The 14,711-nt window shown below is 69.7% G+C and carries 13 protein-coding genes; 5 read left to right on the top strand and 8 right to left on the bottom strand.

Annotation, left to right across the window (positions count from 1 at the left end; all coding sequences use genetic code 11):
• Nucleotides 1-72: 72 nt before the first annotated feature.
• From FNH21_RS14555 to FNH21_RS14565, 3 genes are all read right to left on the bottom strand, one after another.
• Nucleotides 73-1,734: a catalase gene (locus tag FNH21_RS14555; RefSeq protein ID WP_152816808.1), complete on the bottom strand. Its 1,662-nt coding sequence runs from the start codon at nt 1,732-1,734 to the stop codon at nt 73-75.
• Nucleotides 1,735-1,840: 106 nt separating this feature from the next.
• Entirely contained in the window at nt 1,841-3,658 is a 1,818-nt protein-coding gene (locus FNH21_RS14560) for a thiamine pyrophosphate-requiring protein (RefSeq protein ID WP_152816809.1), read from the bottom strand.
• A gap of 4 nt (nt 3,659-3,662) precedes the next feature.
• Nucleotides 3,663-4,817, bottom strand: coding sequence for a baeRF2 domain-containing protein (locus FNH21_RS14565; protein WP_191932023.1), 1,155 nt, complete (start codon nt 4,815-4,817; stop codon nt 3,663-3,665).
• Nucleotides 4,818-4,983: 166 nt separating this feature from the next.
• Between FNH21_RS14565 and FNH21_RS14570 the strand changes: the two genes are divergently transcribed.
• Complete coding sequence (locus FNH21_RS14570) at nt 4,984-5,193, top strand: hypothetical protein (RefSeq protein ID WP_055769480.1); 210 nt, start codon at nt 4,984-4,986, stop codon at nt 5,191-5,193.
• A 131-nt stretch (nt 5,194-5,324) separates the two neighbouring features.
• Here FNH21_RS14570 and FNH21_RS14575 read toward each other — a convergent pair whose 3' ends face one another.
• A complete protein-coding gene (locus tag FNH21_RS14575) occupies nt 5,325-5,474 on the bottom strand; it encodes a hypothetical protein (protein WP_191932024.1) in 150 nt (49 codons plus the stop codon).
• Nucleotides 5,475-5,599: 125 nt separating this feature from the next.
• Between FNH21_RS14575 and FNH21_RS14580 the strand changes: the two genes are divergently transcribed.
• Nucleotides 5,600-6,241 (top strand): hypothetical protein, encoded by a 642-nt coding sequence (locus FNH21_RS14580; protein WP_152816810.1) that lies wholly within the window; start codon nt 5,600-5,602, stop codon nt 6,239-6,241.
• A 69-nt stretch (nt 6,242-6,310) separates the two neighbouring features.
• Here the strand turns inward: FNH21_RS14580 and FNH21_RS14585 are convergent, their stop codons facing one another.
• A complete protein-coding gene (locus FNH21_RS14585; protein ID WP_191932025.1) occupies nt 6,311-7,402 on the bottom strand; it encodes an alkene reductase in 1,092 nt (363 codons plus the stop codon).
• Between the two features lie 324 nt (nt 7,403-7,726).
• On the opposite strand from FNH21_RS14585, the gene FNH21_RS14590 reads away from it, so the two are divergent.
• Nucleotides 7,727-9,211 carry an MFS transporter gene (locus tag FNH21_RS14590; protein WP_152816811.1) on the top strand — a complete coding sequence of 495 codons (1,485 nt, stop codon included), beginning with the start codon at nt 7,727-7,729 and terminating at the stop codon, nt 9,209-9,211.
• A 93-nt stretch (nt 9,212-9,304) separates the two neighbouring features.
• Here FNH21_RS14590 and FNH21_RS14595 read toward each other — a convergent pair whose 3' ends face one another.
• From FNH21_RS14595 to FNH21_RS14605, 3 genes are all read right to left on the bottom strand, one after another.
• On the bottom strand, nt 9,305-9,757 hold the full coding sequence (locus tag FNH21_RS14595; protein WP_152816812.1) for a hypothetical protein: 453 nt from the start codon (nt 9,755-9,757) through the stop codon (nt 9,305-9,307).
• A 102-nt stretch (nt 9,758-9,859) separates the two neighbouring features.
• Nucleotides 9,860-10,714 carry an NAD-dependent epimerase/dehydratase family protein gene (locus FNH21_RS14600; protein WP_152816813.1) on the bottom strand — a complete coding sequence of 285 codons (855 nt, stop codon included), beginning with the start codon at nt 10,712-10,714 and terminating at the stop codon, nt 9,860-9,862.
• The gene (locus FNH21_RS14605) at nt 10,714-11,718 is read right to left on the bottom strand and encodes an aldo/keto reductase family protein (RefSeq protein ID WP_152816814.1); all 1,005 of its coding nucleotides are present in this window, start codon (nt 11,716-11,718) and stop codon (nt 10,714-10,716) included. The genes FNH21_RS14600 and FNH21_RS14605 overlap by 1 nt, the downstream gene beginning before the upstream one ends.
• Before the next feature lie 148 nt (nt 11,719-11,866).
• Between FNH21_RS14605 and FNH21_RS14610 the strand changes: the two genes are divergently transcribed.
• A complete protein-coding gene (locus FNH21_RS14610; protein WP_152816815.1) occupies nt 11,867-12,940 on the top strand; it encodes a lipid II:glycine glycyltransferase FemX in 1,074 nt (357 codons plus the stop codon).
• Between the two features lie 45 nt (nt 12,941-12,985).
• Nucleotides 12,986-14,704 carry a threonine/serine exporter family protein gene (locus FNH21_RS14615; RefSeq protein WP_338403300.1) on the top strand — a complete coding sequence of 573 codons (1,719 nt, stop codon included), beginning with the start codon at nt 12,986-12,988 and terminating at the stop codon, nt 14,702-14,704.
• The last annotated feature ends 7 nt before the right edge of the window (nt 14,705-14,711 follow it).

The raw sequence follows: 14,711 nt of genomic DNA on the forward strand, positions 1-14,711 counted from the left end.
GCAGCAGGGGAGGCGCCGGCGGGATGGGGCGACGCCTCCCTCCGCGGTGTCCACCTGTGTCACTGACGACGGTCAGCGGCTCACCACCACGTGCTCGTTCGGGACGCAATGTGTCATGGTCAGCCCCGTGACGTCACGGGGCCCGTTGTTCCCGAGGTTCTTCAGGCGGGCGAGTTCGTCCTCCGAGAGGGTCTGGTTCGCGAGCGGAGGCAGGTCCTTCACCTCGTCCAGGCCGATGCCGAGCCCTTCTCCGACACGGGCACCCAGTTCATCGTCCACCAGGTGGAAGTGCCACACCATGCGTTCCTGCACGGCGCGCGCGGCCTGCCCGATCAGGGTCACGAAGTTGCCGACCAGGTCATCCTTCTCCCACTGCTCGAGCAGCTGGTAGCGCTGACCGGCCTGCAGGTAGTCGTTGGTCAGCGGGATCCGCTTGCGCGTCAGCCGACCGGTGATCTCGGGGCCCTGGTCGTCGTGCGTGGGGTACTCGCCCTCGCGGAGTCCACCGGTGATCGAAGGCTCGTAGGTGACGTGCGGATTCTGGCCGGGCGCGAGATCCGTCCCGTAGGACATCTGGCCGCCGCGCTGATTCGTGTGCGCCGCTGCATTCCTCGCCGAGTTCACGGGCAGCTGCAGGTAGTTCGGTCCCACGCGGTAACGCTGGGCGTCGCTGTAGCTGAAGGTCCGCCCCACCAGCATCTTGTCGTCGGAGAAGTCGAGTCCGTCGACCAGCACGCCGGTGCCGAAGGACAGCTGCTCGTTCTCGTTGTGGTGATCGGCCACGTTCCGGTTGAGCGTCATGGTGCCCACGAGCTTCGGCTCGAAATCCTGCTCGGGCCAGGTCTTGGTGTCGTCGAGCGGGTCGAAGTCGAGTTCCGGGTGGTCGCCGTCGTCCATGAGCTGGACGTACAAGTCCCACTTCGGGTAGTCGCCGCGCTCGATGGCCTCGTAGAGGTCTTTCGACGCATGCCCGAGATCGGTCGCCTGGATGTTGGCGGCGTCCTCCTCGGTGAGGCTCTGCACCCCCTGGTGCGGCTGCCAGGTGTACTTCACGAGCTTCGTCCCGCCCCTGGCGTCCACCCACTTGTACGTGTTGACGCCGAATCCCTGCATGTGGCGGTAGTCCGCCGGGATGCCGCGCGGGCTGAAGAGGTTGACGAGCATGTGCATGGACTCCGGGGTCTGCGACATGAAGTCGAAGATGCGGCCCGGCTCCTGCCGGAAGGTGATGGGGTCCGGCTTCAGGGAGTGGATGACGTCCGGGAACTTGATGGCGTCACGGATGAAGAACACCGCGAGGTTGTTCCCCACCAGGTCCCAGTTGCCGTCCTCCGTGTAGAACTTGACGGCGAACCCGCGGGGGTCCCGCGCGGCTTCCGAGGAGTCACGGCCACCGATGACGGTGGAGAAGCGGATGGCGACGTCGGTCTTCTTGCCGGGCTCGGAGAAGAGCTTCGCGCGGGTGTACGAGGCGATCGGCTCGTCACCCCACCGGCCGGTGGCCTCGAACGCACCGTAGGCGACGGCGCCGCGGGCGTGGACCACACGCTCCGGGATGCGCTCGCGGTCGAAGTGGCTGATCTTCTCGAGGAAGTGGTAGTTCTCGAGGGTGGCGGGGCCCCGCGCGCCCACCGTGCGGGAGTTCTGGTTGTCGTAGACCTGGTGGCCCTGGCGGTTCGTCAGGACGGCACGGTCATCGCCCTCGGCGGGCGGCTGGCTGGCGACATCGGTCATGGGGTTCTCCTCACAGCGGGCTCTGGTCGTTTCGAGCAGCGTGGATGCCCTGCCGGGTCCCCACGTCCGCTCCCGACGCTACCCAAGCCGCTGATGCACAGCAACCTTAGTAATTGTCCGCTCCGCCCTCGATCTCGGCGTATCGACGGAGGAGGGCAGCGGCGCCGCCGCCGGGCTCGGCATCGACCGCCCGGTGCATGGACGCGAGCTTCGACGCGCCCGCCGGGAACGGCGGCAGCAGGGGGACGTCCGGATCCGTCACGACGTCGATGACGTAGGGCCGGTCCGCGGTGAAGGCCCGTTGCCACGCGTCAGCGAGGTCCTCCGGATCGTCGACCCGCACGCCGTCGAGTCCCAGCAGCTTCGCGTGGGCGGCAGCGTCGACCGCGGGCAGGGCCTGGCTGTCCTCGAAGCGGGGTTCAGCTTCCATCTCGCGCTGTTCCCACGAGACCTCCGAGAGATCCCGGTTCGAGAGCACGCAGACGACGAAGCGCGGGTCCGCCCAGCCGCGCCACAACCGCGCGACGGTGACGAGTTCGGCGAGCCCCGCCATCTGCAGTGCCCCGTCGCCGAGGAGCACGACAACGGGGCGCTCGGGGCGTGCGAGCTTCGCGGCGATGCCGTAGGGCATGCCCGCACCCATGCAGCCGAGGGTGCTCGACAGATGTGCGGGCACGCCGCGGGGGAGGCGCAGCTGGCGCGCGTACCAGTAGACGCAGCTGCCGACGTCGACCGCCACCTGCGCATCGCCGGGCAGTGCATCGCTGAGTTCGCGGACGACGCGCTCGGGGTTGACGGGCCGGGCGGGGGTCAGGGCACGTTCCAGCGCTATCCGGTGCCACCTCTCCACCTGCTCCTCGACCTCGGCACGGTAGGAGTGGTCCTGCTGGCCGTGCAGGAGGATCAGCAGGGCCCCGAGTGTCTCGGCCGCGTCCCCGTGGAGTGCCACCTCCACGGGGTAACGGTTCCCGATCGCCTTCGGGTCGATGTCGATCTGAACCGCGCGTGCCTGCCCCGGAGCCGGGTAGTACTCCGTCCAGGGGTCGTTGGAGCCGATGATGAGCAGCGTGTCGCACGTGTCCATGAGGTGCGCGCTCGCCGTGGTGCCGAGATGGCCCATCGTGCCGGTCGCGAACGGGAGCGACTCGTCGACGAAGGGCTTGCCGAGGAGGCTCGTGGTGATGCCCGCTGCGAGGCGTTCGGCGACGGCGACCACCTCCTGCTGAGCGTGCGCGGCGCCCTGCCCCACCAGGAGGGCGATCTTCCGGCCGGCGTTCAGGACCGCGGCGGCGTCGAGCAGGTCCGCCTCGCGCGGCGAGACGCACCCGAGGGACCACACCGGCGACGACGGGACCACGCCGTGCTCGTGCGGCGTGGACGGTGCTGCCTCCTGCTGGAGGTCGTGCGGCAGGATCACGACGGCGGGTGACCGGTTGGCGAGCGCGGCCTTGAACGCACGGTCGAGGACCATGGGCAGCTGCTCGGCGTCCGTGACCTGCTGGAGGAAGTCCGAGGCGACGTCCTTGAACAGGCTGGGCAGGTCAATCTCCTGCTGGTAGGCCGAGCCGAGGACGGTGCGGCTCTGCTGGCCGACCAGTGCGACGACGGGGGCGCTGTCCATCCGGGCGTCGTACAGGCCGTTGAGCAGATGCACCGCCCCCGGTCCCTGCGTCGCGGTGACGACGCCCACCCGGCCGGTGTACTTCGCGTGCGCCACAGCCATGAAGGCGGCCGCCTCCTCGTGGCGGGCCTGGACGAAGGCGGGGCCCCCTGCCCGGCGCAGTGCGCCGAGCAGGGGATTGATACCGTCTCCGCTGTAGCCGAAGATCCTGTCGACGTGCCAGTCCTCGAGCCGGCGCACCACGAGGTCGGCGACCGACCCGGACGTCTCCGTCCCGGCCCTCTGTGCGGAAGTATCCGCCATGGTGTCAGGCCGCTGTCGGTGCGGCGGGTCCGGTGGGCCAGCGCAGGAGCGCGGCGATGGGCTTCTCCTCGAGCGCGCCGGACGGGTACATCGTCACCTGCGCATCGGTGAGCGCGGCGGCCCGGAGGAGCCCGGCGACCGCCGGCACCTCGCCCAGCACGCCCGCTCCGGCGGTGTCGGCCTCGGAGGTCGCGACCCAGGGTGCTGCGTCGAGCGCGAGGAGGGTCTCGCCGTCCCAGGCCGTGGTCTCGAGGAGGAGGGCTTCGACCTGCGCCTGCTGCAGGGCCGTGATCACGGCCCCACGGCCGACGGCGGACGTCCGTGTCCCCTGGCCCTCCTTCTCGGCGAGGCGTTCGAGGAGCGAGTGCTGGCGATCCGCCATGGTGCGTGCCACGAGCTGCTGGACCTGCTCCAGGAATGTCTCCTCATCGGCTCCGTCCGCGCGGGTGTTGCTGTCGATGACGCCGAGTTTCGCGGCGGACTCCTGCGACACCTCGTCGGCCACCAGTTGGCGTGCCCGGATGTCACCGGCCACCACGATCAACTGTGCATCGTGCTCCGCGGCGATCCGGTCGATCTCGGCGGCGACCTCACGGGAGTTCATCTTCCAGACCTTCTCCGCATGCTGCTGCATGCGGCGATGCCCCCAGCCTCCGCTCCCCAGCTTGCGGGTGTGCATCGTGTCACCCTCCACCTCGGACGTGGGGGCCCCGGAGGTGATGTGCTGCTCGTCGCCGTCGGCATACCGCAGATAGATCTCGCCGCCGTGGTGCCCCACCTCCGCCACCAGGTAGGCGAAGTCCTCGGGGGTGTGGCGGACGAGGGGCGTGAGATCGGGTACGGGGCCGGTGGCGGTCACTGTGAGGCCGACGAGGTCGCCGGGCAGGAACTCGTTGACGACGGCTTTCCCGCCGTTGACGAGGAGGTAGCGCGTCACCGGGTCCGGCAGTCCTTTCGCCGTCGTGCCGAGTGCGGCGACGGCGGCGTCGATGTCCTCGGGAGGTGCTCCCGCAGCCTTCATCTCCTGGGCGATGCTGCGTGGAAGGATCTCGTCGTTCGCCAGGCCGTCCACTGTCCCGGTGCTGCCGTCCACATAGATGGTGGTCCAGGGACCGGGCAGTTCGAACAGATGGGCATGGTCTTTGAGTACGTGCGTCACGAAGGTCCCCTGTCGTGTCGGTATCGGGCCGGCGGCCGAGCGCCGGAAATACTAAGGACACTTATGGTCTATCACTCCGTCCGATCGGTGAGAAGGGTCGGTTCGTCCTCGGAGGGGCTTGAAATTGCCTCGGCACTCGTGGGTGGCGGCGGGTAGCGTGGAGGACATGCTGACAGTTCCCGAGAATTTCCCGCCCGCCTACATCCGCTTCCTCGAGGCCCAGGACGAGGGCTTCGCCGAGACCGTGCTGATGGTCATGAAGCAGTCCGTCGCTGAGGGCAAGCACGGCATCCTCATCAGCGACCAGGCTGTCGACCGCGGCGCCGAGACGTCCAAGGAGATCCCGTTCGGCGAGATCGTCGTCGGGACCCGCTGACAGCAGGGTTCCGGGCGCGGCTGCCCAGGGCGGAGCACAGCGGGCCTGACGGCTGCAGCTCCGGCCACAGATGGAGGAAGCGCCGGTCGATGACCGGCGCTTCCTCCATCTGCTGTTCGTCGTCGGAGCCCCTAGCTGCCCCCGCCGGTCTTCTCGTCGGTGTCCGCGCCCTCGGCGGGCTCCTCGGGATGCACGCGGATGTCCGCCGTATCGGCGTCCGGGTCGCCCTCGGCAGGTGCTTCGTTGTGGATGCGGTCGTCGTCGCTCGGCTTCTCTGACATGCACTCGTCCTCTCGGTTCGGGGGGAAGATCAGCTCCCTTACCGTCAGTGTACGGACCTGAGCGGGCCGGTATCACCGGCAGGAATGCCGTGGCGGGATGTGATCAGCATGCTTACGATCAGACCATGGATTCGCACACCGTCACGGACACCGACGTGGTCATCGGCACGGAGGGCGGAGGGGCCAGCGGTGCGGCTGCGGGGCCGCCGACCGCGGGAACGGCCGCCGGGGTGGCCGGATCGCGGACCGCCGATGCTCCCGGCATCGTGCACCGTCGCGTCCGGATCGCGGGAGCCGCAGCCGCAGGGCTCGGCTCCGTCGCCCTCGGGATCGTGGCGCATGCCGCGTCCGGCGGCGTCCTGCCGAGTCCACCCATCCTCGCCGGGCTGGCGTCGCTCGCGGTGCTGGCTGCCACCCTCGTGGTGCTCGGGCGCCTCCCGGGCTGGGCCCTGCTGCTCCTGCTGGGAGCCGGCCAGCAGATCCTGCACTGGCTGCTCGAGGGGCTTGCGGTTGCGCCGTCGTCGACCGTCGCGGGACCGGCCGGTCATCACGGAGCCGATGTGCCGGTGGGGGCCGGAGGCTCCGGTGGCCATTCTCCGGAGGTGATGCTCCTGCTGCACACCCATCTGGCAGCGGCGCTGCTCGTGGGCTGGCTGGTCCTGCGTCAACGGGCCGTCGGTGCCTGGCTCCGGCAGCGGGCGCTCACCAGGCAGCGGGGCCCACGCGCAGGAGGCGCCCCCGCGGCGGGCGGGAGTGCCTCCTCCTGATCACGCCGTCACCGAGGGCCGTAGCGAAGGTGCTTGCGACGCCTCCGGCGCGACCCGCCGTGCCGGTACCTAGTTGGCGTTCACCGAACCGTCGTAGAACGGGTAGTCGGTGTAGCCCTCGGCGCCCGTCGAGTAGAACGTCGAGGGGTCGGGCTCGTTCTCCGGCAGGTTCTCCCGCCAGCGACGGGCGAGGTCCGGATTGGCGATCGCGGGTCGACCGACGACGACGGCGTCACCGATGTCGTCCTCCATGATGGAGATCGCCTCCTCGCGGTTCGTGATGACACCGAATCCGCTGTTGATGAGGAACGGACCGCCGAAGCGCGTCCGCAGGTCCTGGACGAACGCACCGGTGGGCTCGGCGTGCAGGATGCTGAGATAGGCCAGGCCGAGTGGGGCGAGCGCGTCGACGACCGTCCCGTAGGTCGCATGCACGTCGGCGGCCTCCGTCTCGAGTGCGTCCTGGATGTTGTGCTCCGGCGAGATGCGCAGGCCCACCTTCTCGGCGCCGACCGCCTCGGCGACCGCGGTGACGAGGTCGATGACGAACTGCGCCCGCTTCTCCGGCGAGCCGCCGTAGGCATCGTCCCGCTGGTTCGATCCCGGTGAGAGGAATTCGTGGAGGAGGTAGCCGTTGGCGCCGTGCAGTTCGACGCCGTCGAACCCTGCGACCTCGATCGCCCGCCGTGACGCGGTCACGAATTCCTCGATGATGCCCGGAAGCTCCGCGGTGGTCAGGGCGTGGGGAACGGGATAGGGCTGCTTGCCGGTGCTCGTGCGCGTGGTGCCCTCGATGGCGATCGCGCTCGGCGCCACCACCTCGTACCCGCCGTTGGTGTCGGGGTGGGTGACGCGGCCGGCGTGCATGACCTGGGCCACGATGCGTCCGCCGTCGGCATGGACGGCGTCGGTGACGCGCCGCCACCCGGCGAGCTGCTCGTCCTCGACGAGGCCGGGCTGGCCCGGGAAGCCTTGGCCGGCGTGGCTGGGGTAGGTGCCCTCGCTGACGATCAGTCCCAGCGAGGCACGCTGGCGGTAGTGCTCGACGACGATGTCGCCGGGGATGCCGGCGTCGCCCGAGCGGACGCGGGTCAGCGGTGCCATGACGACGCGGTTGGGAAGTTCGAGCGTGCCGAGGGTGAGCGGGGAGAACAGCTTCACGGGTCCTGCTTTCTGCGGGGGGGGGGGGGGGGGGGGGGGGGGGGGGGGGGGGGGGGGGGGGGGGGGTGGGGGGGGGGGGGGGGGTGGCGCCGGGGGGGTGGGTGGGGGGGGGGGGGGGGGGGGGGGGGATGTCCTACCCGTCGGTAACCGGGCGTCGCCGGGTGCTATTCCATCTGTGGTGCTCGTCACGGCGGGCAGGCGGGCCTCGCCGGCCCCGACCGTTCGACCGGCAGAGGGGTGATGGTGCCGGGGCGACGACGGTGCGACACTGTGCGTGTTCCCGCGGCCCGGCGGGACATGAGGTCGGTGAGGCGTTGATGCGACATGAGTGAGATCCGGATGAAGACGGCCGCGGGTCGGTGGATCCTGCTCGCCACGGTCCTCGGGTCCGGCATCGCGGGCATCGACGCGACGGTCGTCAACGTCGCGCTCCCGACCATCGGCGCCGAACTCGGCACGGATTTCGCCGCCCTGCAGTGGATCGTGACGGGCTACACGCTGACGCTCGCCTCGTTCATCCTGCTCGGCGGATCCCTCGGCGACAGGTTCGGGCGCCGGCGCATCTTCGTCGTCGGGGTCATCTGGTTCGCCGTCGCCTCCCTGCTCTGCGGGCTGGCGCCCGACGCCGGCCTGCTCATCGCTGCCCGGGCGCTGCAGGGGGTGGGCGGTGCCCTGCTCACCCCGGGCAGCCTCGCGATCATCCAGGCGAGCTTCTCGGGTGAGGACCGGGCGCGGGCCATCGGAGCATGGTCGGGCCTCGGCGGGGTCGCGACGGCGATCGGTCCGTTCCTCGGCGGCTGGCTCGTCGAGAGCGTGTCCTGGCGCTGGATCTTCCTCATCAACGTGCCCATCGCGGCAGCGGTCGTCTGGATCGCCGCACGCCACGTGCCGGAGACGCGCGACGCCGACGCGACCGGCGGTCTCGACGTGGCCGGGGCGGCGCTCGGCGCGATCGCGCTCGCAGGGACCACCTACGCCCTGATCGAGGCGCCCACGCAGGGAGCAGGAGCCCCGGCGGTCCTCGCCTCGGGCGTGCTGGGGCTCGTCGCCGCCGTCGCGTTCCTCGTCGTCGAATGGCGTGCCGAGCACCCCATGCTGCCGCTGCGCATCTTCGCCAACCAGCAGTTCAGCGCGGCCAACGCGGTCACGTTCCTCATCTACGCGGTGTTCGGTGGGATCTTCTTCCTGCTCGTGGTCCACCTGCAGGTCGTCGCCGGATTCAGCCCGGTCGCATCGGGGACGGCGATGCTGCCCATCACGGCGCTGATGCTGGTGCTCTCGCCCCGCGCGGGGGAGCTCAGCTCACGCATCGGACCGAGGATACCGATGGCGGTCGGGCCGCTGGTGTGCGCGGTGGCTCTCGTGCTCATGCTGCGGATCGGCCCCGGGGCGTCCTACCTCGTGGACGTCCTGCCACCGGTCCTCGTCCTTGGACTCGGGCTGTCACTCCTCGTGGCCCCCCTGACGTCCACGGCACTGTCAGCAGTGCCGGAACGCCAGGCAGGCCTCGCCTCGGGCGTGAACAATGCCGTCGCCCGGGCAGCCGGCCTGATCGCGATCGCCGTCCTGCCCGCCGCCGCCGGCCTGACGGGTGACGCCTACAGCAACCCTGCGGTCTTCGAGGCGGGCTTCGACACCGCCTGCATCATCGGGGCCGTGGTGCTCGTCGCAGGCGGTGTCCTCGCGGCGCTCACCATTCGGAACACGCACACCCCGGAGACCGAGCATCCGAGCCACTGCGCCGTGGACGGACCGCCGGCCGCCCCTGCCGCCCTGCACGCCGGACGCACCGGGGTCAGCGAGGGCTGAGCCGTATCCCGACCCGGATGCGGGACGACGAAGCCCCGGACAGGTGTCCTGTCCGGGGCTTCGTCCGTGGTGCTGGTGCGACGGGACCGTCCGCTACCGGATGTCCTCCTGGTCCATCGCGTTGAGCGGTGAACCGCCGCGGTTGGCGGGGTCGTCGCTCGCGTCGACGTCGTCGTCCTCCATCATGCCGAAGTCGACATCCGCCGCTGCCTCGCCGAGCATGGGCTCCTCCGGCGGGTACTGCTCGTCCCCGTGCTCGTAGCGTGCCTCGGCGGTCTCCTCGCGCAGCGTCTGGTCACTGAGCGTGCCCTCCTCGCCCACTCCGGACACGCCGTTCTCGTCGGCTCCGGACTCCGTGACTCCGGGCTCGTCCTGCAGGAGCGGATCCTCCTGCCAGCGGTCCGGGTTCAGCTCCGCCGCGTCCTGGTAGGCGTCCGGCTGGCCCTCGAGGACCGGGTCGAAGGCCTCGGGCGCCAGCGAATCGTTCGGCACCTCGGGCTCTTCGCCCACGATGGTCAGTTCCTCATCGGGAAGGTTCTCTGTCATCTTCTCTGCCTTTCGTCGGTGCTGCGCATCGTTCGATCATCAGCCTACTGATGGAGTGGCCAGGGCGACAGTTGGTGCAGCAGCCCGGACCGCCGCGAGACCTCAGGCGTGATCGCGCCAGCTGTGCCGCGGGGCGTATCCCAGGACCCGCCGGGCCTTGTCGATCGACAGGAGTGTCTCGTTGCCGACCACCTCCCGGGTCACCTCGACACCGGGGAAGACCTCGGCGGCGAGGTCGGCGCTCGGCCGTCCCATGACGGTGTCCGCGGCCGCGATGATGAAGCGGTCGAAGCCCGGCGCCGCATTCTCGAGCGCCCTCTGCACCGCCTGCGCGCCGTCACGGCCGTCGATGTACCCCCAGAGGTTCCACTTCCGGCCCGACGGGTCCGCGTCGAATGACGGGAACTCGGCGTAGTCCTCGGGATCCATCACGTTGGAGAACCGCAGGGCCGTGATGCTGAGCGCCGGGTCCCAGCGCGTCAGTTCGATGGCGAGCTGTTCCTCCAGGTGCTTGACGAGGGAGTAGGTGCTCTCGGGGCGCGCCGGGTATTCCTCGTCGACCGGGATGTACGGAGGAGGGGTGTCGAACGGCAGGCCGAGCACCGTCTCGCTGGAGGCGTAGACGATCCGCTTGATGCCGGCCCGACGGCACGCCTGGAAGACGTTGTACGTGGCCGTCATGTTGTTGTGGAACGTCGCGGCGTCGGCCTGCAGCCCGGGTGCAGGGATCGCGCCGAGGTGGACCACGGCATCCAGTGCGTCGTACTTGTCGTCGACCCCGTGGAGGGCATCGGCGACCTGCCCGTAGTCGCGGAGGTCGATCCGGAGGAAGGACGGGCTGCGCTCCCCGTGCTGGTCCAGTTCGACGACGGTGTGCCCGGCCTCGCGGAGGCCGCGCACCACGCTGCGTCCGAGCTTGCCGTTGGACCCGGTGACGGCGACCGTGAGGGGCGCCATCAGACCGGTCTGGTCTCGGGTGACTGCGTCCTGGCGACGTCGCTCTCCGCGAGGCCGCCGATGGCGTCGTCGATGGCCTTCAGGACGTCGTCCTCGAGCTTCACGCCCGCGGCGACGGCGTTCGATTCGACCTGCTCGGGACGCGACGCGCCGATGATCGCGGAGGCGACGTTCTTGTTCTGCAGCACCCAGGCGATCGCGAGCTGCGCCATCGTGAGGCCCACGCCGTCGGCGATCGGGGCGAGCTCCTGCACTCCCGTCAGGACCTCGTCACTCATCCAGCGCTTGATCATGTCGGCGCCGCCCTTGTCGTCCGAGGCGCGGGTGCCCTGCTCGGGCTGCCGGCCGGGCTGGTACTTGCCGGTGAGGACGCCCTGCGCCACGGGGGACCAGACGATCTGCGAGATGCCGAGCTCCTCCGACGTCGGGACGACCTCGCCCTCGATGACGCGCCACAGCATCGAGTACTGGGGCTGGTTCGAGATGAGCTGGAAACCGAGGTCCTTCGCGAGGGCGTGTCCGTCGCGCAGCTGCTGCGCATTCCATTCGCTGACGCCGATGTAGAGGGCCTTGCCCTGCCGGACGATGTCCGCGAACGCCTGCATCGTCTCCTCGAGGGGGGTCTCGTAGTCGTAGCGGTGGGCCTGGTAGAGGTCCACGTAGTCCGTCTGCAGGCGCTGCAGCGAACTGTCGATCGACTCCATGATGTGCTTGCGCGAGAGTCCGACGTCGTTGTGGCCCTTCGGCCCGGTGGGCCCCCAGACCTTGGTGAAGATCTCCAGGGACTGGCGCCGCTCGCCCTTCAGCGCCTCGCCGAGCACGGTCTCCGCCGCCGTGTTGGCGTAGACGTCCGCGGTGTCGAAGGTGGTGATGCCGACGTCGAGCGCGGCGCGCACGCACTGCGTCGCGACGTCGTTCTCCACCTGCGAGCCGTGCGTGAGCCAGTTTCCGTACGTGATTTCCGAGATCTTGAAGCCGCTGTTTCCGAGGTATCTGAAGTCCATGGTCCTGATGCTAACCACCCTGATCACCCGCCGTACAGGCTTAACCGTTTACCGAGGCAACTTCTCGTCACGTGACGGGGACGCGGGGTTCCCAGCCGGTAGACTTGGGGCCGTCCTTTGCTAGCCGCCCACCCGTGAATGAGGAATCTTGACAGACTTCAGCGCCCGCTTCGCCACCGGAGCAGAGCAGCGGGACTGGGATTCCCTCGTCATGGCGAATCCGGGCGGGGGCAACATGCTGCAGTCCATGGCGTTCGCGGAGGTGAAGTCCCACCACGGGTGGCGACCTCGCTTCGTGGTCCTCGACGGGGCCGGCTCCACGAGCCACGTGCTCGTCCTGGAGAAGAGGGTGCCGGTGGTCGGGGCGCTCTGGTACCTCATCAAGGGGCCCGCGGTCGCGCAGCCGGAGCACGTCCCGGCGGCGGCACGGGCTGTCGCGGAGCTGGCGCGTCGCGAGAAGCACCCCGTCTTCGCGATCAAGGTGGAGCCGGACCTCGTCGACGGCCCTGAGCTGCGGGAGGCCTTCCGGTCCGCCGGTCTCGTGAAGACCTTCAACCTGCAGCCCAATGACAGCACCGCCGTCCTCGACACCACGCCGGAGCCCAACCAGCTGCTGAGGAACCTGCATTCACGCGGGCGCAACGCGGTGCGCCGTGCCCTGCGCGAGGGCGTCGAGGTGCAGCGCATGGAGCCCACGGAGGACACCTTCCGGGCCATGTACTCCCTCATGTCGCACGTCGAGGACAGGTCGGCGGCGCGCATGCGGTCCTTCGAGTACTACAGCCGGTTCTGGCAGAACTTCGTGGATGCCGGGCAGGGCCGCTTCTATTTCGTCCACGAGGACGGCGAACCCTCGGTGGGAGCCTTCGTCATCAACTACGGCTCGAAGGGCACCTACAAGGACGGCGGATCACGTCCCGGCCGGACGCAGTACGGTGACTCGCACCTCGTCCAGTGGACGGCCATCAACGACCTCAAGGACGAGTACGGGATCGTCGAGTACGACTTCTGCGGCACCCCGCCGAGTGACCGGCTCAAGGACACGACCCACCCGCACCACGGACTGGGGCTCTTCAAGACGAGCTTCACCAAGACGGTCACGGACTACGCCGGCTGCTACGACCTGGTGGTCAGCGGCTGGAAGTATCGTGTGTGGAACACGATCGCGGAGCGCGCGGCCCGCCAGATCCACTGGCGCCGCACCCACCAACCCTTCTACTGAGGAGTCCCGCGGACCACCGCGGCACAGCATGCATGAAAGGCGGCCGTGAAAGACGGTTCCACCCCCGGGGACGGCCGATCGCCGGCCACCAATCCTTCGCCCGTGGCGGAGGCCCTGCCCGTGATCCGGCGCCCCTTCGACCCGACGGACGAGGAGAAGCGGAAGCTGGGCCGTGCGGCCGGAGAGGCTGCAGCAGCAGGTTCACAGGGGGCATCGCAGGGCGGCGGTTCCAAGGGTGTCAAGGGCCGGACGCGCGCACCGTCGGACGGCAGGACCGGGCGGCAGGGGCGCCAGCGTCCGCCGGCCACCCGTCCCACGGACGCTCTCCCCGCCACGCCCCAGAACCTCCCGCCGTCGAGCCGGTCGAACGCCGCTGCCCGCAGCATGCTGCGCCGACTGGTGCAGGGCGAGGCCCCGCCCACGCAGGCCATGAGCATCGTCGAGCGCCTGGCCGGGAGTCCGTACGCGAACCCCATGATCCAGGCCGGCGGCCCGGATGCGAGCGCGCGGAAGGCTCTGGACTTCGCGCTCAACCTGGCCGAGACCATGTTCCGGTACGGGGCCGGAGCGCTCGAGGTCGAGACCAGCATCATCGCGGTCACGGCCACCTTCGGCCTCGACAACATCGAGGTGGACATCACCAACCAGTCGGTGGTGCTCAACTACTCCGCCGAGGGCCAGACGCCCACCACCGTGCTGCGCGTGGTCAGGTCCTGGACCAACAACTACGCGGGGCTGACAGCCATCCACCAGCTCGTGTCCGACATCGCGGACGGCGGTGTCTCCCGCACCGAGGCCGCCCAGCGCCTCGACGAGATCACGCACCGGCCCAAGCCGTTCCCCCGCTGGATGGTGACAGCCGCCTTCGGGATCTTCTCCGCAGCCATCGTCGCGTTCGTGGGCGGTACGCTCCTGGGCTCCCTCGTCGGCTTCGTCAGCTGCATCCTGGTCGATCTCGTGAGTCGCAGACTCGGCGAGTGGCGCGTGCCCGAGTTCTTCTCGGTCGCCACGTCCTCGGCGCTGGTGACGCTCATCGCCATGCTGTTCTGGTGGCTGCAGGTTCCCATCTCCCCGGCGTTCGTGGTGGTGGGAGGTATTCTGCTGCTCCTGCCGACGGGCCGGCTCGTCTCCGCCACCCAGGACGCCATCAACGGGTTCCCCGTCACGGCTGCCGGCCGGTTCCTCTCGGCCGTCCTCGTGTTCGCGGCCCTCGTCGCCGGGATCGCCGTCGCGCTCGTCGCCGGGAGCGCCCTGGGGATCCCCCCGCTCGAGGTCCTCGAATCCTCCGGCTCGCAGTATCCCTGGCCCGTGGTGGCGGTCCTGACCTTCGTGGCGGTGGCGATGATCTGCATCGCCGAGCAGACGGACGTCAAGCTCGTGATCCCGACCTCGCTCGTGGCGGTCGCCGGTTATCTCCTGCTGATCGGGGCGACGTCCGCAGGTGTCGGGTACCGGCTCGCCCCCGCACTCGCCGCCGTGCTCATCGGGGCGCTCTCGCGCGTCGTCGCGCTCCGGCTCGGGGCGCCGCAACTGGTGGTGGCCGTTCCTGCCGTCCTGTTCCTGTATCCCGGGCTGACCATCTTCCGGTCCATGTACATGCTCACGCTGGACGCCGATATGGTGAACGACGGCGCCCTCGGGCTCTTCAACGCCCTCACCGTGGTGCTCGCGATCGCGGCCGGCGTGGTCCTCGGCGACAACCTGGCGCGTCCGTTCACCCGCAAGCTCGGGTCCAACGAACGCCAGCGGAACCGGCGGCGCTGAGCGGTTC

Source organism: Arthrobacter bussei (assembly GCF_009377195.2).
In the GTDB taxonomy this organism is placed as follows: domain Bacteria; phylum Actinomycetota; class Actinomycetes; order Actinomycetales; family Micrococcaceae; genus Arthrobacter_D; species Arthrobacter_D bussei.

What these genes read in the sequence shown, in the direction of transcription:
- FNH21_RS14595 (WP_152816812.1), bottom strand. Translation starts at nt 9,757, where the DNA reads ATGACAGAGAACCTTCCCGATGAGGAACTGACCATCGTGGGCGAAGAG.
- FNH21_RS14560 (WP_152816809.1), bottom strand. Translation starts at nt 3,658, where the DNA reads ATGGCGGATACTTCCGCACAGAGGGCCGGGACGGAGACGTCCGGGTCG.
- FNH21_RS14590 (WP_152816811.1), top strand. Translation starts at nt 7,727, where the DNA reads ATGAGTGAGATCCGGATGAAGACGGCCGCGGGTCGGTGGATCCTGCTC.
- FNH21_RS14570 (WP_055769480.1), top strand. Translation starts at nt 4,984, where the DNA reads ATGCTGACAGTTCCCGAGAATTTCCCGCCCGCCTACATCCGCTTCCTC.
- FNH21_RS14580 (WP_152816810.1), top strand. Translation starts at nt 5,600, where the DNA reads ATGGATTCGCACACCGTCACGGACACCGACGTGGTCATCGGCACGGAG.
- FNH21_RS14555 (WP_152816808.1), bottom strand. Translation starts at nt 1,734, where the DNA reads ATGACCGATGTCGCCAGCCAGCCGCCCGCCGAGGGCGATGACCGTGCC.
- FNH21_RS14600 (WP_152816813.1), bottom strand. Translation starts at nt 10,714, where the DNA reads ATGGCGCCCCTCACGGTCGCCGTCACCGGGTCCAACGGCAAGCTCGGA.
- FNH21_RS14605 (WP_152816814.1), bottom strand. Translation starts at nt 11,718, where the DNA reads ATGGACTTCAGATACCTCGGAAACAGCGGCTTCAAGATCTCGGAAATC.
- FNH21_RS14575 (WP_191932024.1), bottom strand. Translation starts at nt 5,474, where the DNA reads ATGTCAGAGAAGCCGAGCGACGACGACCGCATCCACAACGAAGCACCT.